Origin of the sequence: Nonomuraea sp. NPDC059007 (assembly GCF_042740555.1) — a bacterium.
In the GTDB taxonomy this organism is placed as follows: Bacteria; Actinomycetota; Actinomycetes; order Streptosporangiales; family Streptosporangiaceae; genus Nonomuraea.
Map to the genome: position 1 here is coordinate 49,068 of NZ_JBHYJD010000041.1, position 17,319 is coordinate 66,386.

Annotated in this window: 14 protein-coding genes; 8 read left to right on the plus strand and 6 right to left on the minus strand. The window is 71.9% G+C overall.

The window, feature by feature from the left end; all coding sequences use genetic code 11:
* Positions 1 to 19: 19 nt before the first annotated feature.
* The 3 genes from ACFWY5_RS43745 to ACFWY5_RS43755 are packed head-to-tail and all read left to right on the plus strand — an operon-like array spanning position 20 to position 3,077.
* Entirely contained in the window at positions 20 to 1,039 is a 1,020-nt protein-coding gene (locus ACFWY5_RS43745) for an ABC transporter permease (RefSeq protein WP_379622198.1), read from the plus strand.
* The gene (locus tag ACFWY5_RS43750; protein WP_379638375.1) at positions 1,036 to 2,061 is read left to right on the plus strand and encodes an ABC transporter ATP-binding protein; all 1,026 of its coding nucleotides are present in this window, start codon (positions 1,036 to 1,038) and stop codon (positions 2,059 to 2,061) included. The genes ACFWY5_RS43745 and ACFWY5_RS43750 overlap by 4 nt, the downstream gene beginning before the upstream one ends.
* Positions 2,058 to 3,077, plus strand: a complete 1,020-nt coding sequence (locus tag ACFWY5_RS43755; RefSeq protein WP_379638376.1) for an ABC transporter ATP-binding protein — start codon at positions 2,058 to 2,060, stop codon at positions 3,075 to 3,077. Before ACFWY5_RS43750 ends, ACFWY5_RS43755 begins: the two co-directional genes overlap by 4 nt.
* A gap of 321 nt (positions 3,078 to 3,398) precedes the next feature.
* On the opposite strand, the gene ACFWY5_RS43760 is transcribed toward ACFWY5_RS43755, so the two are convergent.
* The 3 genes from ACFWY5_RS43760 to ACFWY5_RS43770 form a co-directional block, all read right to left on the minus strand.
* Entirely contained in the window at positions 3,399 to 4,082 is a 684-nt protein-coding gene (locus ACFWY5_RS43760) for a response regulator (RefSeq protein WP_379622191.1), read from the minus strand.
* Positions 4,079 to 5,257 carry a histidine kinase gene (locus tag ACFWY5_RS43765; RefSeq protein WP_379622189.1) on the minus strand — a complete coding sequence of 393 codons (1,179 nt, stop codon included), beginning with the start codon at positions 5,255 to 5,257 and terminating at the stop codon, positions 4,079 to 4,081. The genes ACFWY5_RS43760 and ACFWY5_RS43765 overlap by 4 nt, the downstream gene beginning before the upstream one ends.
* Before the next feature lie 552 nt (positions 5,258 to 5,809).
* Positions 5,810 to 6,667, minus strand: coding sequence for a RecB family exonuclease (locus ACFWY5_RS43770; protein WP_379638377.1), 858 nt, complete (start codon positions 6,665 to 6,667; stop codon positions 5,810 to 5,812).
* Between the two features lie 152 nt (positions 6,668 to 6,819).
* Between ACFWY5_RS43770 and ACFWY5_RS43775 the strand changes: the two genes are divergently transcribed.
* Positions 6,820 to 7,908 carry a site-2 protease family protein gene (locus tag ACFWY5_RS43775; protein ID WP_379622185.1) on the plus strand — a complete coding sequence of 363 codons (1,089 nt, stop codon included), beginning with the start codon at positions 6,820 to 6,822 and terminating at the stop codon, positions 7,906 to 7,908.
* 195 nt (positions 7,909 to 8,103) lie between these two features.
* On the plus strand, positions 8,104 to 9,591 hold the full coding sequence (locus ACFWY5_RS43780; protein WP_379622183.1) for an FHA domain-containing protein: 1,488 nt from the start codon (positions 8,104 to 8,106) through the stop codon (positions 9,589 to 9,591).
* A gap of 311 nt (positions 9,592 to 9,902) precedes the next feature.
* Here the strand turns inward: ACFWY5_RS43780 and ACFWY5_RS43785 are convergent, their stop codons facing one another.
* Positions 9,903 to 12,947 carry an AAA family ATPase gene (locus ACFWY5_RS43785; RefSeq protein ID WP_379638378.1) on the minus strand — a complete coding sequence of 1,015 codons (3,045 nt, stop codon included), beginning with the start codon at positions 12,945 to 12,947 and terminating at the stop codon, positions 9,903 to 9,905.
* A gap of 203 nt (positions 12,948 to 13,150) precedes the next feature.
* Here ACFWY5_RS43785 and ACFWY5_RS43790 point away from each other — a divergent pair, with 203 nt between their 5' ends.
* Both ACFWY5_RS43790 and ACFWY5_RS43795 read left to right on the plus strand, forming a co-directional pair.
* Entirely contained in the window at positions 13,151 to 14,113 is a 963-nt protein-coding gene (locus tag ACFWY5_RS43790) for a DUF4145 domain-containing protein (RefSeq protein WP_379622253.1), read from the plus strand.
* 5 nt (positions 14,114 to 14,118) lie between these two features.
* Positions 14,119 to 14,475, plus strand: a complete 357-nt coding sequence (locus tag ACFWY5_RS43795) for a hypothetical protein (RefSeq protein WP_379622179.1) — start codon at positions 14,119 to 14,121, stop codon at positions 14,473 to 14,475.
* Positions 14,476 to 14,707: 232 nt separating this feature from the next.
* On the opposite strand, the gene ACFWY5_RS43800 is transcribed toward ACFWY5_RS43795, so the two are convergent.
* Both ACFWY5_RS43800 and ACFWY5_RS43805 read right to left on the minus strand, forming a co-directional pair.
* Entirely contained in the window at positions 14,708 to 15,202 is a 495-nt protein-coding gene (locus ACFWY5_RS43800) for a hypothetical protein (RefSeq protein WP_379622177.1), read from the minus strand.
* Positions 15,203 to 15,292: 90 nt separating this feature from the next.
* Positions 15,293 to 16,399 carry a GNAT family N-acetyltransferase gene (locus tag ACFWY5_RS43805; protein ID WP_379622175.1) on the minus strand — a complete coding sequence of 369 codons (1,107 nt, stop codon included), beginning with the start codon at positions 16,397 to 16,399 and terminating at the stop codon, positions 15,293 to 15,295.
* Between the two features lie 55 nt (positions 16,400 to 16,454).
* Here ACFWY5_RS43805 and ACFWY5_RS43810 point away from each other — a divergent pair, with 55 nt between their 5' ends.
* The gene (locus tag ACFWY5_RS43810; RefSeq protein WP_379622173.1) at positions 16,455 to 17,303 is read left to right on the plus strand and encodes a tRNA (adenine-N1)-methyltransferase; all 849 of its coding nucleotides are present in this window, start codon (positions 16,455 to 16,457) and stop codon (positions 17,301 to 17,303) included.
* Positions 17,304 to 17,319: the final 16 nt, after the last annotated feature.

The following is a 17,319-nucleotide window of genomic DNA, read 5'->3' on the forward strand; positions in this document are numbered from 1 at the left end:
GGCCACCGGGCCGGGCACTGTGGTCACATACATCATCAGGCGTCTGATCGGCGCAGTGGTCATGCTCGGAATCGTCAGCATGGTCACCTTCGCGATCTTCTTCCTCGTGCCGCAACTCGCCGGCGCCACCCCCGAGGGCATGGCCAGCCGCTACGTCGGCCGCACCGCCACCGGGGAGACCGCCAAGCTCGCGGCGGAACGGCTCGGGTTCAACGACCCGCTGGTCGTCCAGTACGGGAGGTACGTCAAGGGCATCGTCGCCGGGGCGGAGTACGACTACGGCGCCGGTGTCGAGCAGTGCCCGCCGCCCTGCCTGGGTTACTCGTTCATCACGCAGCAGCCGGTGTTCCCCGACCTGATGAACCGGCTCCCGGTCACGCTGTCGCTAGCCCTGGGCGCCGCCGTCCTCTGGGTCGGCCTGGGCGTGGGCATCGGCGTGCTGTCGGCCCTGCGAAGAGGCAGCGTCTTCGACCGGACGGCGATGATCATCGCACTGGCCGGAGTCTCGCTGCCGATCTTCTTCACCGCGCTCATCGCGCTCCAGGTCTTCTCCTACGGAAATCCCTTCGCCTTCGCCGCCCAAGGCGGCACCTACACCACCATCCAGGACTCCCTGCCACTCTGGGCCTACGCGCTGCTCCTGCCGTGGGTGACGCTGGCCTTCCAGTTCGCCGCCGGGTACGCGCGCCTGACCCGGGCCGGAATGCTGGAGACCATGAACGAGGACTACATCCGCACCGCCAGGGCCAAGGGCCTGAAGGAACGCAGAGTGGTCGTCAAACACGGGCTACGCGGGGCGCTGACCCCCATCATCACGATCTTCGGTCTCGACTTCGGCCTGCTCATCGGCGGCGCCGTACTGACGGAGAGCGCCTTTTCCCTCAACGGGCTCGGCAAGTACGCCATCCAGGCCATCACCGACCAGGACCTGCCCAAGGTCATGGGCGTGACCCTGCTGGCCGCCCTCTTCGTGGTCGTCGCCAACCTGATCGTCGACCTGCTCTACGCGGTCGTGGACCCGAGAGTGAGGCTTTCGTGACTTTCCTGGAACTGAAGGACCTCAAGGTCCACTTCCCGACCGACGACGGCCTGGTCAAGTCCGTGGACGGCCTGTCGTTCAGCCTTGAGCGCGGCAAGACGCTCGGCATCGTGGGCGAGTCCGGCTCCGGCAAGTCCGTCACCAGCCTCGGCATCCTCGGCCTGCACAAGGGCGGCCGGGCCAAGATCTCCGGCGAGATCTGGCTCGACGGCGAGGAACTCGTCTCCGCCACGCCCGAGCACGTACGCCGGCTGCGCGGCAAGAAGATGGCGATGATCTTCCAGGATCCGCTGTCGGCCATGCACCCGTACTACACGGTCGGCGACCAGATCATCGAGGCCTACCGCATCCACCACGACGTGTCGAAGTCGGTCGCCCGCAAACACGCCATCGACATGCTCGGCCGCGTCGGCATCCCGACCCCGGGCAAGCGCGTCGACGACTACCCGCACCACTTCTCCGGCGGCATGCGCCAGCGCGCCATGATCGCGATGGCGCTGTCGTGCGACCCGGAACTGCTCATCGCCGACGAGCCGACCACCGCGCTCGACGTGACCGTGCAGGCGCAGATCCTCGACCTCATGCGCGACCTTCAGACGGAGTTCAACTCCGCGCTGATCATCATCACCCACGACCTGGGCGTCGTCGCCGAACTGTCCGACGACATCCTGGTGATGTACGGCGGAAAGTGCATCGAGTACGGCGCCGCCGAAGACATCTTCTACCGTCCCGAGCACCCCTACACATGGGGTCTACTGGGATCGATGCCGCGGCTGGACCGCGAGCGCACCGAACGGCTGCTGCCGATCAAGGGCTCGCCTCCTTCGCTCATCAACGTGCCCGACGGCTGCGCGTTCCACCCGCGCTGCCCCTACGCCGACCGGACCGAGGGCAAGTCCAACACCGAGGTCCCGGCCCTGCTCGAAACCGAGGGCGGGCACATGGTGCGTTGCCACATGGCGAAGACCGAGCGGCGCGCGCTGTGGGAGAATGAGATCAAGCCAGTGCTGGAGACCCAGTGAGCGAAAACGAGCCGCTGCTGTCCGTTCGGGACCTGCAGAAGCACTTCCCCGTGACCAAGGGCCTGTTCAAGCGGCAGGTCGGCGCGGTCAAGGCCGTCGACGGGATCTCCTTCGACGTCTTCAAGGGTGAGACGCTGGGCCTGGTCGGCGAGTCCGGCTGTGGCAAGTCGACCACCGGCCGCCTCGTCACCCGCCTCCTGGAGCCCACGGGCGGCCAGGTCGTCTTCGAGGGCCAGGACATCACGCACATGCCGCAGGGCCGGCTCCGGCCGCTCCGCCGCGACATGCAGATGATCTTCCAGGACCCGTACTCCTCCCTCAACCCCCGGCACACGGTCGGCGCCATCGTCGGCGCGCCGTTCCGCATCCAGGGGATCAACACCGAGGGCGGCGTCAAGAAGGCGGTCCAGGAGATCCTGGAGCTGGTCGGCCTCAACCCCGAGCACTACAACCGCTACCCGCACGAGTTCTCCGGCGGCCAGCGCCAGCGCATCGGCATCGCCCGCACGCTCGCGCTCAAGCCCAAGCTGATCATCGCCGACGAGCCCGTCTCGGCCCTGGACGTCTCCATCCAGGCCCAGGTCGTCAACCTCCTGGAAGACCTGCAGAACGAGCTCGACCTGACGTACGTGGTCATCGCCCACGACCTGTCGGTGGTCCGCCACATCAGCGACCGGGTCGCGGTCATGTACCTCGGCAAGATCGTCGAGATCGCCGACCGCAAGCGGCTCTACAGCTCGCCCATGCACCCGTACACCAACGCGCTGCTGTCGGCGGTGCCGGTGCCGGACCCGAAGAACCGCAAGGACCGCGAGCGCATCCGGCTGACCGGCGACGTCCCCAGCCCGCTGAACCCGCCGCCCGCGTGCCGCTTCCACACACGCTGCTGGAAGGCGCAGGAGATCTGCAAGACGGTGGAACCACCGCTCGAGGAACTGTCCAGCGGCCACCGCGTCGCCTGCCACTTCCCCGAAAACGCCGTCACCCCCGCGCCGTCCTTGACCGCCGCCCCCTGACCGCTCACTGCCCCTGATCCGCGTCCATCGTCTCGGCGGGCGCGGATCTCTCTGTCACGTGCTTTCTGTCACGGCCGTTTTTCCGTTACGGCAAGCCATCAGGACGCCCCCCGCCGACATCGGCGCGCGCCCGTGCAAGGTCGCCCGGCAGTCTGACGTGGTTCCCGCCGCAACGGCGATCCGTAGACCGGGCACCGCTGCCCAGTTCGCCACCGCACCCCGCGCCGACCCCCACCGCACGGCTCCTCACCGCGCGGCGCGCCCCTGGCTATCGCCCGCGCAAATCCCAACGCCCTCAGGTTCGCCCAAGGGGCCGGGCGGCTAGGACAGGGCGCCTGGGGTGATCAGGCCGGTTTCGTAGGCCAGGACCACGGCCTGGACGCGGTCGCGCAGGCCGAGCTTGGTCAGGACGTTGCCCACGTGCGTCTTGACCGTGGTCTCACTCACCACCAGCTTGGCCGCGATCTCCGCGTTGGACATGCCCTTGGCGATGAGCTTGAGCACCTCAAGCTCCCGCTCCGTCAGCCGGTCCAGCCGCGCCGGGGTGCTCTCCTGGTAGGCGGAGGGCAGCTTGGCGGCGAAGCGGTCCAGCAGGCGCCGCGTCACGCTCGGCGCCACGATCGCGTCGCCGTCGGCCACGACCCGGATCGCCTGCACGAGCTCGTCCGGCGGCACGTCCTTGAGCAGGAACCCCGAGGCCCCGGCCCGCAACGCCTCCACGATGTACTCGTCCAGGTCGAACGTGGTCAGCACCAGCACCTTCGGCACGTGTGCCCCGGACGCCGCCTCGCGCACGATGCGCCGCGTGGCCTCGATGCCGTCGACGCCGGGCATCCGGATGTCCATCAGCACCACGTCGGGCAGCAGCGCCCTGGTCTGCTCCTGCGCGTCCTTGCCGTCGCCGGCCTGGCCCACCACCGTGATGTCGGGCTCGGCCTCGAGAATCAGGCGGAAACCGGTACGCAGCAGCGGCTGGTCGTCCACCAGCAGCACTCTGATCGTCATCTTCCGTCCTTCAGCGGGAACCTCGCCCGCACCTCGAAACCGCCCCCCGGTCGAGGACCGATGCTCAGGATTCCACCATAAAGCGCCACCCGCTCGCGAATCCCCACCAAGCCATGCCCCGGCCGCGCCGCCACTCCGGCCGCGCCCCGGCCGTCGTCGGCGACCCGCACGTCCAGTTCGCGCGGCTCGTGCCGTACGGTCACCACGGCCTCGGCCCCCGGCCCGGCGTGCCGCAAGCTGTTGGTCAAACCCTCCTGAACCAGCCGATATGCCGCCAGCTCAATCCCCGCGGGAACGGGAGTCTCGTGCCCCTCGACCGTCAGCCGCGTCGTCAGCCCCGCCTCGCGCATCTGCTCCACCAGCGCCGGCAACGCCGACATCCCGGGCTGCGGCCCCAGCTCGGCCGGCGAACCGGCGCGCAGCACGCCCACGATGTCGCGCATCTCCGCCATCGCCTTGCGCCCGGTGTGCTCGACCGCCGACAGCGCCTCGCTGGCCAGTTCGGGATCGGACAGCAGCACCTTGCGCGCCGCCGCGGCCTGCACCGTCATCACGCTCACGTGGTGCGCGATCACGTCGTGCAGCTCACGCGCGATCCGCGAGCGCTCCTCGGCGCGCGCCGCCCGCGTGTCGGCCTCCCTGGCCCGCTCCAGCCGCGCCGCCCGGTCCTTGAGCTCCTCGAAGTACGCCCGCCGCAGCCGGATGGCCCGGCCCACCCCCCAGGCGCCGGCCAGGAGTACCACCACGACGAGATGGTCCGCCCAGGTCAGCGCATCGAGCGGGCTGAGCAGCGCCCCCGTGGCATAGACCAGCGTGGCGAACATCAGCGCCGCCAGCGCCACCGCCAGCCCGCGCCTGGCCGCCACCGAGTACAGCAGTACCAGCCCGGCGACGCTGGCCAGGCCCATGCTGTAGCCGAGCGCGTTGAACAGGGTGTCCGGGACCGCGCTCGCCAGCAGCGCCCCGACCGGCCACTGCCGCCGGACGGCCAGCGGCACCGCCGTCAGCACGACCAGCGCCCCGCCCACCAGATCCGGCGACCGTACCGCGTCGGCGGGCTGGCCCGGCTGGGACAGGAGGTCGGCGGCGTCGTAGAAGAGAAACAACGCGAGCGAGCCCGCGGCCAGCACCACGGCAAGGACCGTGTCGCGAAACAGGGCTCGATCGTTGCGCACGAATTCACTGTAGGCCCAGCTCAAGCCGTGACTCCTCCTACCTTGGGAGGAATCCGCCCTCCTCACCACCCCAGCCCCCGACGCGGATGACCCCACCCCAGCCGCCCGCGCGAACCACCCCACCCCCAGCCCCCGGTGCGAATGACCCCCACCCAGCCTCCGGCGCGAACCACCCCACCCCAGCCCCGCGACGAACCGACCCCGCCGGCCCGCCTCAGGCGCAGCGCCAGGACCGCGGGCGCTCCGGCCCACACCAAGACCGCCGCGAGAGCCGCCCCGGCCGGACAAGGCCCTTGACGCGCCGCCCACATCGCGCGGGAGCCCGGAGCCTCAGGCACCCGGCAAGGCACTCATGGTCAGAGCCATGGCACTCCACCGACGCCGAGACCATCGTGCCCACGGCGCCCTCCGCCCGCGCACCGAAGGCCGTGGCGCCGGGGCCGTGGTGCCAGAGGGCCGCGTGCCGGGTGCCGGAAGGCTGGGTGCCGGGGGGCCGGGTGCTGGAAGGCTGGCCGCAAGAGGACGCACGCCAGCCCGATGTGCAGCGCGGGGTTACAGTTCGTCGGTTGCCGCTCGGCGGGTGCGGACGGCGTCGCCGGGGCGGCGGTCCGGGACGGGTGGGGGAGTGCCGCCGAACTCCGGGCACAACGCCTGGTGGTCGCACCAGTCGCACAACCGCGAACGCCGTGCCCGCCACTCACCGGTCTCCAGCGCCCGCCGGATCGCCGTCCACAACGCCTCCACCTTCCGTTCGGTGGCGCGCAGGTCGGCCTCGTCGGGGGCGTACCGGAGGACCTCGCCGGCGCCGCCCAGATACACCAGCTGCAGCAACCGCGGCACCGAACCGCGCAGCCGCCACAGCACCAGCGCGTAGAACTTCATCTGGAACAGCGCCTTGGCCTCGAAGTCGGGCCCGGGGGCGCTGCCGGTCTTGTAGTCGACCACCCGCACCTCGCCCGTGGGCGCCACGTCCAGCCGGTCGACGTAGCCGCGCAGCAGGAGGCCGCTGTCGAGCACGGCCTCCACATACAGCTCACGTTCGGCGGGTTCGAGCCGGGTCGGGTCCTCCAGGGTGAAGTAGCGCTCCAGCATCGCCCGCGCCTGGTCGAGCCACTCGCGTTGCTCGGCGTCGTCGGCGAACATCCCGGCGAACGCGGGCTCCTCGCCCAGCAGGCGCTCCCACTGCGGGTCGAGCAGCTCCAGCGCCGCCGCCACCGACCGGCGCGGCGCGGGCAGGTCATACAGGCGCTCCAGCACGGCGTGGACCACCGTGCCGCGCACGGCCGCCTGCGACGGCTTCTCCGGCAACTGGTCGATCACCCGGAAGCGGTAGAGAAGGGGACAGGTCATGAAGTCGCCCGCCCGGGAGGGGGAAAGGGCTCCGATGATCACCGGTTCGGTCAACGTCATGCACCGCACTGTAGGTCAAGACCCCGACAGAATGGTGGCCGCGAAACCAGGTTCGCGCGATCCGCCGCGTAGCATCAAGGCAGCAACAGCACGATCTCAAAGGGAGTCCAGTGAGCGACCAGCGGCCGCGGCAGGAATTCTCCGGTCTTCGGATGGGAAGCCCGTTCGGCATCCCCGTGTATGTGTCGTGGACCTGGCTCATCATCGCGGGCTTCATCACCATCACCTTCCAGGACGTCTTCCGCCTGCCCGGCATGGGGGACTTCGAGGCTTACGGGGTGGCCTTCGCCTTCGCCGTACTCCTCTATCTGTCCGTGCTTTTGCACGAGCTCGCCCACAGCGTCCTCGCGAAGTGGTACGGCCTGCCGGTCCGGCGCATCACGCTCTACCTCCTCGGCGGCGTGTCCGAGATCGAGAAGGAGCCGCCGACGCCCGGCAAGGAGTTCATGATCGCCGCGGCGGGGCCGATCCTGTCGCTGGGGCTGGCGGCGGTGGGGCTGCTGGCCGACGCGTTCCTGGTCGACGGGGCCGGCATCCCCGAGATCCTGATCCGGCAGCTGTGGTGGTCGAACCTGATCGTCGGCGTGTTCAACCTGCTGCCCGGCCTGCCCCTCGACGGCGGGCGCATGCTGCGCGCCGGCGTGTGGAAGCTCACCGCCAGCCCGGGGCGCGGCACCGTCGCCGCCGGCTGGACCGGCAGGGGCCTGGCGGTCGTGCTGATCCTCGTCCCGGTCGCGCTGTCGCTGCTGAGCGACCGTCCGATCGACACGCTGCAGCTCGTCTGGTCGGTGGTGCTGGCCTCGTTCATCTGGATGGGTGCCAGCCAGGCGCTGAACGTCGCCCGCATCCGTGCCCGCATCCCCCAGGTCAACGCCCGCCGGCTGGCCCGCAGGGCGATCCCGGTGATCGCCTCGACGCCGCTGTCGGAGGCGCTGCGCCAGGCCGCCGAGCAGAAGGCGGGCGCCGTCGTCGTGGTCGACCACGACGGCAGGCCGGTGGCGATCGTCAACGAGGCCGCCGTCCAGGCCACCCCCGAACACCGCCGCCCGTGGGTCGAGGTGGGCGCGCTGGCCAAGTCCCTGGAACCCGCCATGGTCCTGGCCGCCGACCTCACCGGAGAGCCCTTGATCGACGCCATGCGCGAGTCGCCTGCGGCCGAGTATCTGCTGGTCGAGCGGGGTGGCGAGATCTACGGCGTACTGGCCACCGCCGACGTCAACCGGGTCTTCTCCGGGGTCTGACTGTTTTCCCCCCGCAGGTCTGGCCGATAGGGTGCCATTTGGTCAGACTTGCACCAGTGCGGGGTTTGCCACGGTCCAGGGGTTTCACCGAATCGAGACCTTGGCTCCGCGGCCGACTGGGTATGCGTAAGGCTGGCGGCCAGCACCAAGGTGCCGGTGCCGCACAACCGCCGGCTTCCGGGGAGGAGAGGTTCAGTGACGGACCAGGGCTTCGGAGTGGTGCGTCCGCTTCCTGGCAACGGGCTGGTCGCCTACGTGGGCGGCCTGCTGCTGGTATGCGACGCTTCTGAGGCGACCGGAACCGAGCTGATCGAGGCCTTGCGGGAGACCGCCGCCACCGGTGGCGACGGCAGGGCCCTGGCCCGCCGCGCCGCCCAGGCGCTGGCCCGCGCGATGACCGGCGACCCGGCCACCTGCGCCGTGGCCGGGCCGGTGGGCGGCGGCGTGGCCGTACTCGTCAGCGGGGCGGCCACCGCCACGGTCACCACCGCCGACGGCGAGACCCGCCTGTCCGGCAGCGACTCCCTCACCTGGGCCGACCGGCTCATCTCCGGACACGTGCACCGGGTCGAGCTGAGCCTGCCCGGGGCGGGGCAGCCGCATCCGGCGGTCCAGTTCGACGGCGGCGTGGTCGGCGGCGCCGGCCTGGTCGCCGACATGATCGACGCGCCCGCCCAGGCGCCCGCGGCCCCCGCTCCGGCGCCCGCCAAGCCCGCCGAACGGCGCCCGGCTTCGCGGCCGCTGACCGAGGAACTCCCGCACACCGCCATCCACATGGACCCCGACCTCCTGCCGCAGCCCAAGCCGGAGCCGGAGCCGGCTCCCGTGCAGATGGCTCCGTACCCGATGCCGAGCCCGGAGCCCGCCCGCGACGAGCGCCCGCCGTCCGGCCCGCAGCCGACGCCCGAGCCGCACTTCGACCAGCCGCCGCCCTTCGAGGCGCAGCAGCCCTCCTCCTTCGATCAGCCGCCGTTCGAGCAGCAGTCCACCTTCGACCAGCCGCCCCCCTTCGAGGCGCAGCAGCCCTCCTCCTTCGATCAGCCGCCGTTCGACCAGCCGCCGTTCGAGCAGCAGCCGTCCGGGCAGCAGCCCGCGCAGGACCCGTGGGGCCCGCCGCCACAGCAGGCGCCCCCGCAGGTACCGCCGTCCCCGCCCAGGCACGACGACCAGCCCGCAGGCAACGGCGCCGCGCCCTCCGACGGCGACCAGCGCCCCATGGTCTACGGCGTGGACTGCAAGAACGACCACTTCAACGACCCCCGCGTCCCCTACTGCGCGGTCTGCGGCATCGCCCTCGTGCAGCGCACGCTCGTCCCCTACAAGGGCCCGCGCCCGTCGCTCGGCGTCCTCATCCTGGACGACGGCATGGCGCTGCCCCTGGAGGCCGACTACCTGCTGGGCCGCGACCCCGAGCGCGCCCCCGAGGTGGCCGGCGGCACCGCCCGCCCCGCCAAGGTCACCAGCCCCGACGGCTCGGTCTCCCGCCGCCACCTGCGCGTCGCCCTGGACGGCTGGGACGTCAACCTCGTCGACCTCGGCTCCGTCAACGGCACCCAGATCCAGCCGCCCGGCGACCCCAACTTCTACGACATCCCCCCGAACGAGCCCGTCACCATCACCCCCGGCACCACCGTCCGCGTCGGCGTCTCCCGCACCATGCGCTTCGAGGCGCACCGGGGATAATTGGCTGGGCTCTTGTGGGCGGCTCCTCGCGTCAAAGCTCTTGGAGTCACGGCTTTTAGGGTCACGGCTTTTGTGGTTACGGCAAGCCACGCCCACCCCCACCCGCCGTGGCTGGCGTGCGGCCTCCAGGGGAACGGTCATCGGCCGCGCGCCCGCCCCGCCGTGACGTGCGCAACGCGGGCAGGCTGACCGCGCCCACCACACCCGGAGGCGCCCCGGATTCGCGGACACGCGGCGGGCACCCCAAGCGCATGACGCGAGAGTCAGGTGCACGAGGTCGTGGGCACGCGAGGTTGTGGGTGTTGGGGTGGTCAGTGGCGGGTTAGGGCCTTGGCCAGTTCGGCGGGGGAGTTGACGCCCAGTTTCCAGTAGGCCTGGTTGCGGTGGTTCATGGCGGTTCGGATGGCGATGCCCAGGCGTTCGGCGATCTCGCGGTGGCTCAGGCCGGCGGCAGTCAGCTTGGCTACCTGGAGTTCCCGGCTGGTGAGGTTGGGGGCGGCCAGGCCGCGCAGGGCGGGGGTGTCGACGCCCTGGCAGGCCCCGGCCAGGGACCAGGCCTCGGTGGCCGCCGCCCGTGCGGCCTTCTCTCCTCGTGTGCGGCGCAGCAAAGACGCGGCCTGGGCTGCTGCCTCGGCCGCGTGCAGGCGCATGCCCAGGGTGTCGAAGCCGGCCGCCACGTCCAGGAGGCCGCCCGGGTCGTCGGCAGACAGGGCGCGGGCCTGGCGGGCGGCCAGCCGTACCCGGGAGCCGTCCATCACTGAGGCGAGCTCTTCCAGGCGGGGGAGGGCGGAGTGGGGTGCGCCGAGGCGGACCGCGTCGTGCAGGGCCACCGACTCGAACGCCGACAGGCCCGCCTCTCGGCACTCCGCCGCGGCGGAGAGGGCGAGTTCGGCGGCGTGGTCCAGTTCGCCGGCCGCGGCGGCTATCCATACGCGGGTCAGCGCCACCCAGCGGGTGAACGCGGTCCACGTGGCGCGGTTGCGGTCGAGGGCGGCGCGCAGGGTGGCGCGGGCGGCCGGGGCGTCACCCCGAAGCGCTTGAACCGCCGCATACGCCCCCATACAGCCGCCTACGGTCACGGCGGTCTCGTGGTTGGCCGGGGAGTGGAGGATGAGGAGTGCGGCGCCCAGTTCGCCTCTGAGGGTCGCCGCGTGGCCCCGTGACAGGGCCAGGCTGCCCTCACCGCGCGACCATCCGCGCTGACCGGCCAGTTCGGCGCGCATGGAGGCGATCGCCTGGTCCATGAGGGGGAGGTCGCCGGCGAAGTAGCCGCACATGGCCCAGGTGGAGTGCAGGGGCGAGACCAGGGCGGGGATGCCGTCGCGCCAGGACTGGGCCTCGTCCATGACCTCGCGGACCAGGTCGGCGGCCTCCCTGGTGCGGCCGGAGTAGCAGAGGGCCAGGGCGCGGGAGTTCAGCACCTGTGCCCGCAGCACCGGGCCCAGCCGCACGCCGCGCGCCTGTGCGGGGCCGGGCTCCTCCCCGGGAGAGGCCGTCGTGTCGGGAAGGGTCGTCGTGTCGGGAAGTGCTGTCGCGTCGGGGAGGGCGGCCTCCTCCGGGAGGGTGGCCGCTTGGGGGAGGGGTGCGTCTTCCGGTAGCGGCAGGCCGGAGGTGCCGGTGACGACGGCCTTGAGCGGCACGGGGTCGCCGGCGCCCGGCTCCTCCGCCGGCCGCGCGGCGGACGTTGGCGCGCCGGGCTGAGGCGGCGAGAAGGCGGGTGGGCCGGTCAGGGGATGGCCGTGCGCGGTCTTGGCGGCGGGCGGCAGGGCCGGGCCGGAAGGGGGCGGGGGTGGGCCGGAGGACAGGAGGGCGTCGCTCAGGTGGAGGGCGTCGGCGGGGCGGGCGGCCGAGGCGGTCAGGGACAGGCGGCGGGTGGCCAGTTGCAGGCGCAGGGCGGGATCTCGCAGGGACTTCTCGGTGGTGGCCAGGAGGTCGAGGGCGTCGCCCAGGCGATCCATGCCCCAGGCCAGGTTGCTGGCGACGGCCTGGACCAGGCGGGCGCGGCCGGGTTCGTCGCGGGGCGGGGCGACGGCGTCCAGGACCGCGCGAGCCCGGTCGGGCTGCTGGGCGTAGTCGAGGACGGTGGCCAGCTGGATCGCCGCCGCCGCCGCGTTCCCGGTGGCCGGCTCCGTGGCGCCGCGGGCCGTTGCGGGCGTGCTCGCCGTCGTGGGAACGCTCGCCGTACTCGCGTCCGTACTCGCGTCCATGCCCGCCTCCACCGCGGCCTCGCCCAGACGGATCGCGGTCGGGTAGTCGTGCGCCGCCCACGCCAGGCGGCAGGCGGCCAGCAGTGGCTCGGGGGCCGCGCCCAGGCCGGCGGTCAGCCGCCACACGGTGACACGGACGAGGTCCTCGACGCGGCGCAGGCCGGTGGGTTCGACGGCGGCGACGAGGTCGGCGTGCCTGCGGCGGCGGCGCAGTTCCGGGCAGTGCTCGCGGGCGACCTCGCCGTAGAGGGGGTGGCCGAGGCGGGCGATCTCGCGGCGGCGGTCCACGGCGACCTTGATGAGGCCGCGTTCCTCCGCCTCCAGCACCGCCTCCTCCGAGCACAGGGCCGACAGGGTTCTGGCGCCCACCGGCTCGGCGAAGGCCGTGTACTCCAGTACCGCCTTCAGGGCGGGCGAGAGGGCGCCGATGCGTTCGTGGATGAGGTCGGCCAGGCGCGGGGCCAGCGGCGGGTCGCCGGTCAGCTTCCACACGCCCTGGATGGGGTGGAGCGATCCAGCGGCGCGCGCCGCCGTCACGACCTCCTGCAGGAACAGCGCGTTGCCCTCGGTGATCTCGCCCAGGCGCCGGGCGGTGGCGTCGTCGGGCGGTCCGCCGAGCGCCGCGGCGAGCACGGCCACGAGGTCGGCGTCGCTGAACGGGTCCACGTCGAGGCGGCGGACGTGGCCGTCGCGCCACAGTCCGGTCATCGAGTCGGGCGTGGGTTCGCCGGTGCGGAGCGTGGCCACGAGGCGGGCCTGGCGGCCCCGTACCAGGGAGGCGACGACCTCGGCCGAGTGGCTGTCGAGCAGGTGCGCGTCGTCCACGGCGAGGACGAGGGTGCGGCCGCGGGCCTGCTTGAGGAGTTCCTCGCCCGCCCAGCGCAGCGTGTTGACCAGGTGGGGCGGATGGTCGCGGGGGATGAGGTCGGCCAGCGCGCCGTTGGGGATGCCGCTGGCCGCCTTGGTCGCGGTGATCGGGAGAAGCGTGACCCTGCCCGGCCGGAAGGCCTCCAGGATCTTCCCGGCGAGCCTGCTCTTGCCCACCCCGGCGGGACCGGCGACGAGCACGCCCTGCGCGGTCGGATCGCGCGCGAGGCGGACCAGGTGTTCCAGTTCCTGCCTGCGCCCGGCGAACGGCCAGGTCTTCATACTGGGAGATTACGCCCTTGATGCAATTAATGTGATCGAATATCTTCCGTTCTGTGGCGCGGTGGGGGGCGAAATTCGACGTCGATTGCCCGGGTTGCGGACGGCAGACTCTGGCCCGTGAAGCGGACGCGCCGCACCGGGTTTTTCTCCCGTCCGAATTGCGGCCTTTTGTGCTGGCCGCCTGCCAGAGTTGCCGCCAGGTGATGCTGCTGCTGTCCGGGGAGCCCGCGCCGGACGCCGACCCCGACGACCTGCCCGCCCGCCCCGCCGAGGTGCTGTGGCCGGTGCCCGGACGGGAGATCGGCGAGCAGGTTCCGGTTCTCGTGCGGGCCGAGCTCACCCAGGCCAGGGCGGGCCTGCGCGCGGGTTCAGGGGCCGCAGCGGTGCTGCACGTGCGGCGCCTGCTGGAGGCGGTCTGCGCCGACCACGGCATCACCGGCCGCACGCTCTTCCACGCCCTGCGCGAACTGCGGGCGGCCGGCCGGATCGACGGCTGGCTCCTGAGCTGGGCCGAGGAACTACGCGAACTCGGCAACGAGGCCGCCCACCTCGGCGCCGCCCCGCTCACCCGCCAGGAGGCCGCCGACGCGGTGGAACTCGCCGAAGCCTTCATTGACTATTTATATGTATTTTCCCCGAAATATCGTGACTTTCAGGTACGGCGAGCGCGCCCACCCGGGAAACGCCGTTCAACGGCCGTCGAGACCACGGCCATGCGCATTCTCCGGAAAACGCGTACGCCTTTCGCCGTCCACCCCTATCCGCACGACCCCGCCCACACCAAGTCCCGCGCCGCCGTGGCGCTGTCCCTCGGCGTCCCGCCGCCCCGCATGCTCAAGGCCGTCGTCCTCTACCTGGGCCACCACGCCGTCCTGGCCATCGCCGCCATCGAGGGCCGCATCGACGAGAACGCCCTGGCCGCCGCGTTCGGCGCCGGCGCCGCCCGGGTGGCCACGCGGGCCGACGTCGAACGCATCGGCGAGGCGATCGCGGCCGACGTCCTGAGCCCGGTGGCGCTGCCGTACCTGCCGTCGGTGCTCGACGCGGGCGCGGCCGGGCAGGACAGCGTGTACATCCCCAGCGGGCGGCACGGGCTGGAACTGGAGCTCGCGCCCCGGGACCTGATCCGGGTGACCTCCGCCCGGACCGCCGCGATCGTGAAATGAGAGCCATGCCCGACATCACGCTGGAGGGGGAGGCCGACCTGCTGCACTCCCTGGAGGAGTGGCTGCGTGACGTGGACGCGCTGCGGGGGCGGGTCACCCTGCGTGCGGGGCGGCCGGGGCCGGGGCGGATGGGTTCCGGGCAGCCGGAACTGCTGGTGGCGATGGAGGGCGAGGCTCAGGCGGAGGCGCTGGGCCGTACCGTGGAGATGTGGCTGCGGGTGCGCGGGCGCGGCGTCACGCTGAAACTGCGGGTGGGACAGCAGGTGACCGAGCTCGACCTGCGGGGTGACGTGGACGTCGACCGGCTCGCCCGCCAGGTGGACGCCCTGCTCCGCGACGCCCTCCACACCGCGGGCCCCTGACACCGGCCCGGCGGACCCGACAACGGCGCACGCCCTGAGACACGCGCGCCACCGCCCGAACAGGCGCTCACACCCCGAACGGGCGCTCACACCCCGGTCAGGCGGGAAGACCCGGACGGGCGGCCACAAGGCGAAGGCCTGCGACGCGCGATGGGAACAAGGCCTGCGACGGGTGGGTCTGGGCCGGAGGCATGCGATGCGCGGTCAGGAGTCCAATGCCTGTGACGGGTGGTCAGGGGGCGAAGGCCTGGACGCCGCGGAGCAGGCGTACGGCCGCCTCCATCCCGCTGGCCGCCTCAAGCGCCCGCCCCGCGGCCGTGGCGAAGCGGCCGAGCAGGTGCGTGTCGAAGTCGTCGAAGTCCCGCCCCGCGGTCCACAGGAACGCCTGCTCCCGCGTCGCCAGCGGCACCGGCACCGCCAGGAACCCCGGCTCGCCCACCGGCACGTCCCGCGCCAGCAGCACGGGCCCGCGGCAGACGGCCAGTTCCTTCAGCACCCCGGACTCGGCCAGCCAGGCCCGCACGCCCAGCGGGTCGCCCGGCGGGCCGTGCAGGGCCACGGATCTGGCCAGCTCCTGGAGCGGATCCACCTGGACGAACCCGGCGTACCCGGCGGCCGTCACGACCGCCGCCGACCGGGCCAGGCGGTCGATGAGCGCCCCCACGTCCACGCGGGAGAAGTCCTGGATGAGATCGTGCACAGCGACGTCGGTGCGGCTGATCCTCATGGAAGTCCCAACGGCCGGCGGTGCCTGATGGGTCGGTGGTTTCGACTATTACCTCCCAAATCCGCCCTTGGCCAGACCTTCAACCGGTAATCAGGATTTTTCCCCCAGTTTGGGATGCAGGAGCAGCCACTCCACATCGTCCGACCAGCCGCCGTCGAGACGGGGGAGAAGCTGGGGATGCACGTGCTGGCGGGTGAAGCCGGCCCGCTCCAGCACCCGGTGGGAGGCGGTGTTGTCCACGGCGGTCCCGGCCGTCAGGCGGCGCAGCGGGGTGGCCGCGAACGCCCACTCCACCAGCAGCGCCAGCGCCCTGCTCATGAAGCCCCTGCCGCGGAAGCCAGGCACCAGCGAGTAGCCGACCATGGCCTGGTGGAGGACCTGCGTCACGTTCACCAGCTGCACGTGCCCGGCGAAGGCGCCCGTGGCCGCGTCCTCGATCACCACCTCCACCCGCTGGCCCGACATCCACCAGAAGCCGGTGTAGCGGCAGCGGCGCACGTAGTCCGGCAGCGGGCCGGGGGGCGCCATCGAGTACGAGCGCACGACCGGGTCGCCCATCATCGCCAGGAACCCCTCGGCGTGCTGCTCGCCGATCGGCGCCAGCCGTACCACGCCGTCGGTGAGGTGACCGCCGGGAAAGAACGGAAAGTACGGCTCGGCCGCCTCGACCGGCTCGCCCGCCACCCTGCCGAACGTCACCTGGTCGGTCCTGCTGCCGTCGCGCAGCCGCTTGCCCTCGCGCCTGATGCCCTCCTGCCGGAACCCGGCCTTGTAGGCGGCGCGCAGGCTGGCGAGGTTGCTCACCTCGGCCTCGAGTTCGACGCGGGCGGCCCCGTGGTCGAGCGCCCAGTCGGCGAGCGCCCTGGCGACGGTGCTGGCCACGCCGGTGCCGCGGGCGTGCGGCGCGACAAGGTAGCCGACCGAGGTGGTGCCATAGCGGTCGATCGGCTGCAATCCGGCCGAGCCCACGAAACGGCCCTCGCGGGTGATCGTGAACTCCGCGCCGCCCTTCGCCCACTTCTCCTCGGTCCCGCGCAGGTAGTCGCGGGCGTCCTCGGCCGTGTACGGCGAGGCGAGGAACGGCAGGAACCTGGCCGTCACCGGGTCGTCACAGGCCTGCACGACCGCCTGGGTGTCGTCGTCGGTGGGGGGCCGCAGCAGCAGCGGGCCGGCGGAGATCACATCGCGCGGAAACATCCCCCCTTCATATCGCGCGTCTGGGACCAGTCGAAATCCCTATAACCTTGCCGCCATGGGTTTCCGCAGGCATGGGCCTTTCCAGGCGGGGGATCAGGTGCAGCTCACCGACCCCAAGAACAAGCGCCACACGATCACGCTCAAGGAGGACGGCGTCTTCCACACCCACAAGGGCGCCATCCCCCACGCCGAGCTGATCGGCCAGCCCGAGGGCTCGGTGGTGCGTTCTTCCGGCGGCACCCAGTACCTCGCCTTCCGGCACCTGCTGCAGGACTACACGCTGGCGATGCCGCGCGGCGCCGCGGTGATCTACCCGAAGGACGCCTCGATGATCGTCGGCATGGCCGACGTCTTCCCGGGCGCGCGGGTGATCGAGGCGGGGGTCGGCTCGGGCGCCCTGACCTGCTTCCTGCTGCGGGCCGTCGGTCCTGAGGGGCACGTCACGTCGTACGAGCGCCGCCAGGAGTTCGCCGACGTGGCCCGCAAGAACGTCGAGAAGTTCTACGGCGGCGAGACCGACACCTGGCGCCTGGTCGTCGGCGACCTCAACGAGAGCATCGACGAGATCGACGTCGACCGGGTCATCCTCGACATGCTGGCCCCGTGGGAGTGCGTGGAAGCGGCCGCCAAGGCCCTCACCCCGGGCGGGGTCATCTGCTGTTACGTCGCCACGACGACCCAGATGTCCAAGACGGTGGAGACGATTCGGGATCACGGGAGTTTCACCGAGCCCCATGCGTGGGAGACCCTCCTTCGCGACTGGCATGTCGAGGGCTTGGCCGTAAGGCCTGATCATCGGATGATCGGCCACACCGGGTTCCTCGTCACCGCCCGCCGCATGGCCGACGGCGTCACACCGCCGCCGCGCCGCAGACGACCGAAGGGGACCACCGAAGAACTATGACAATTTGGCCACGAGG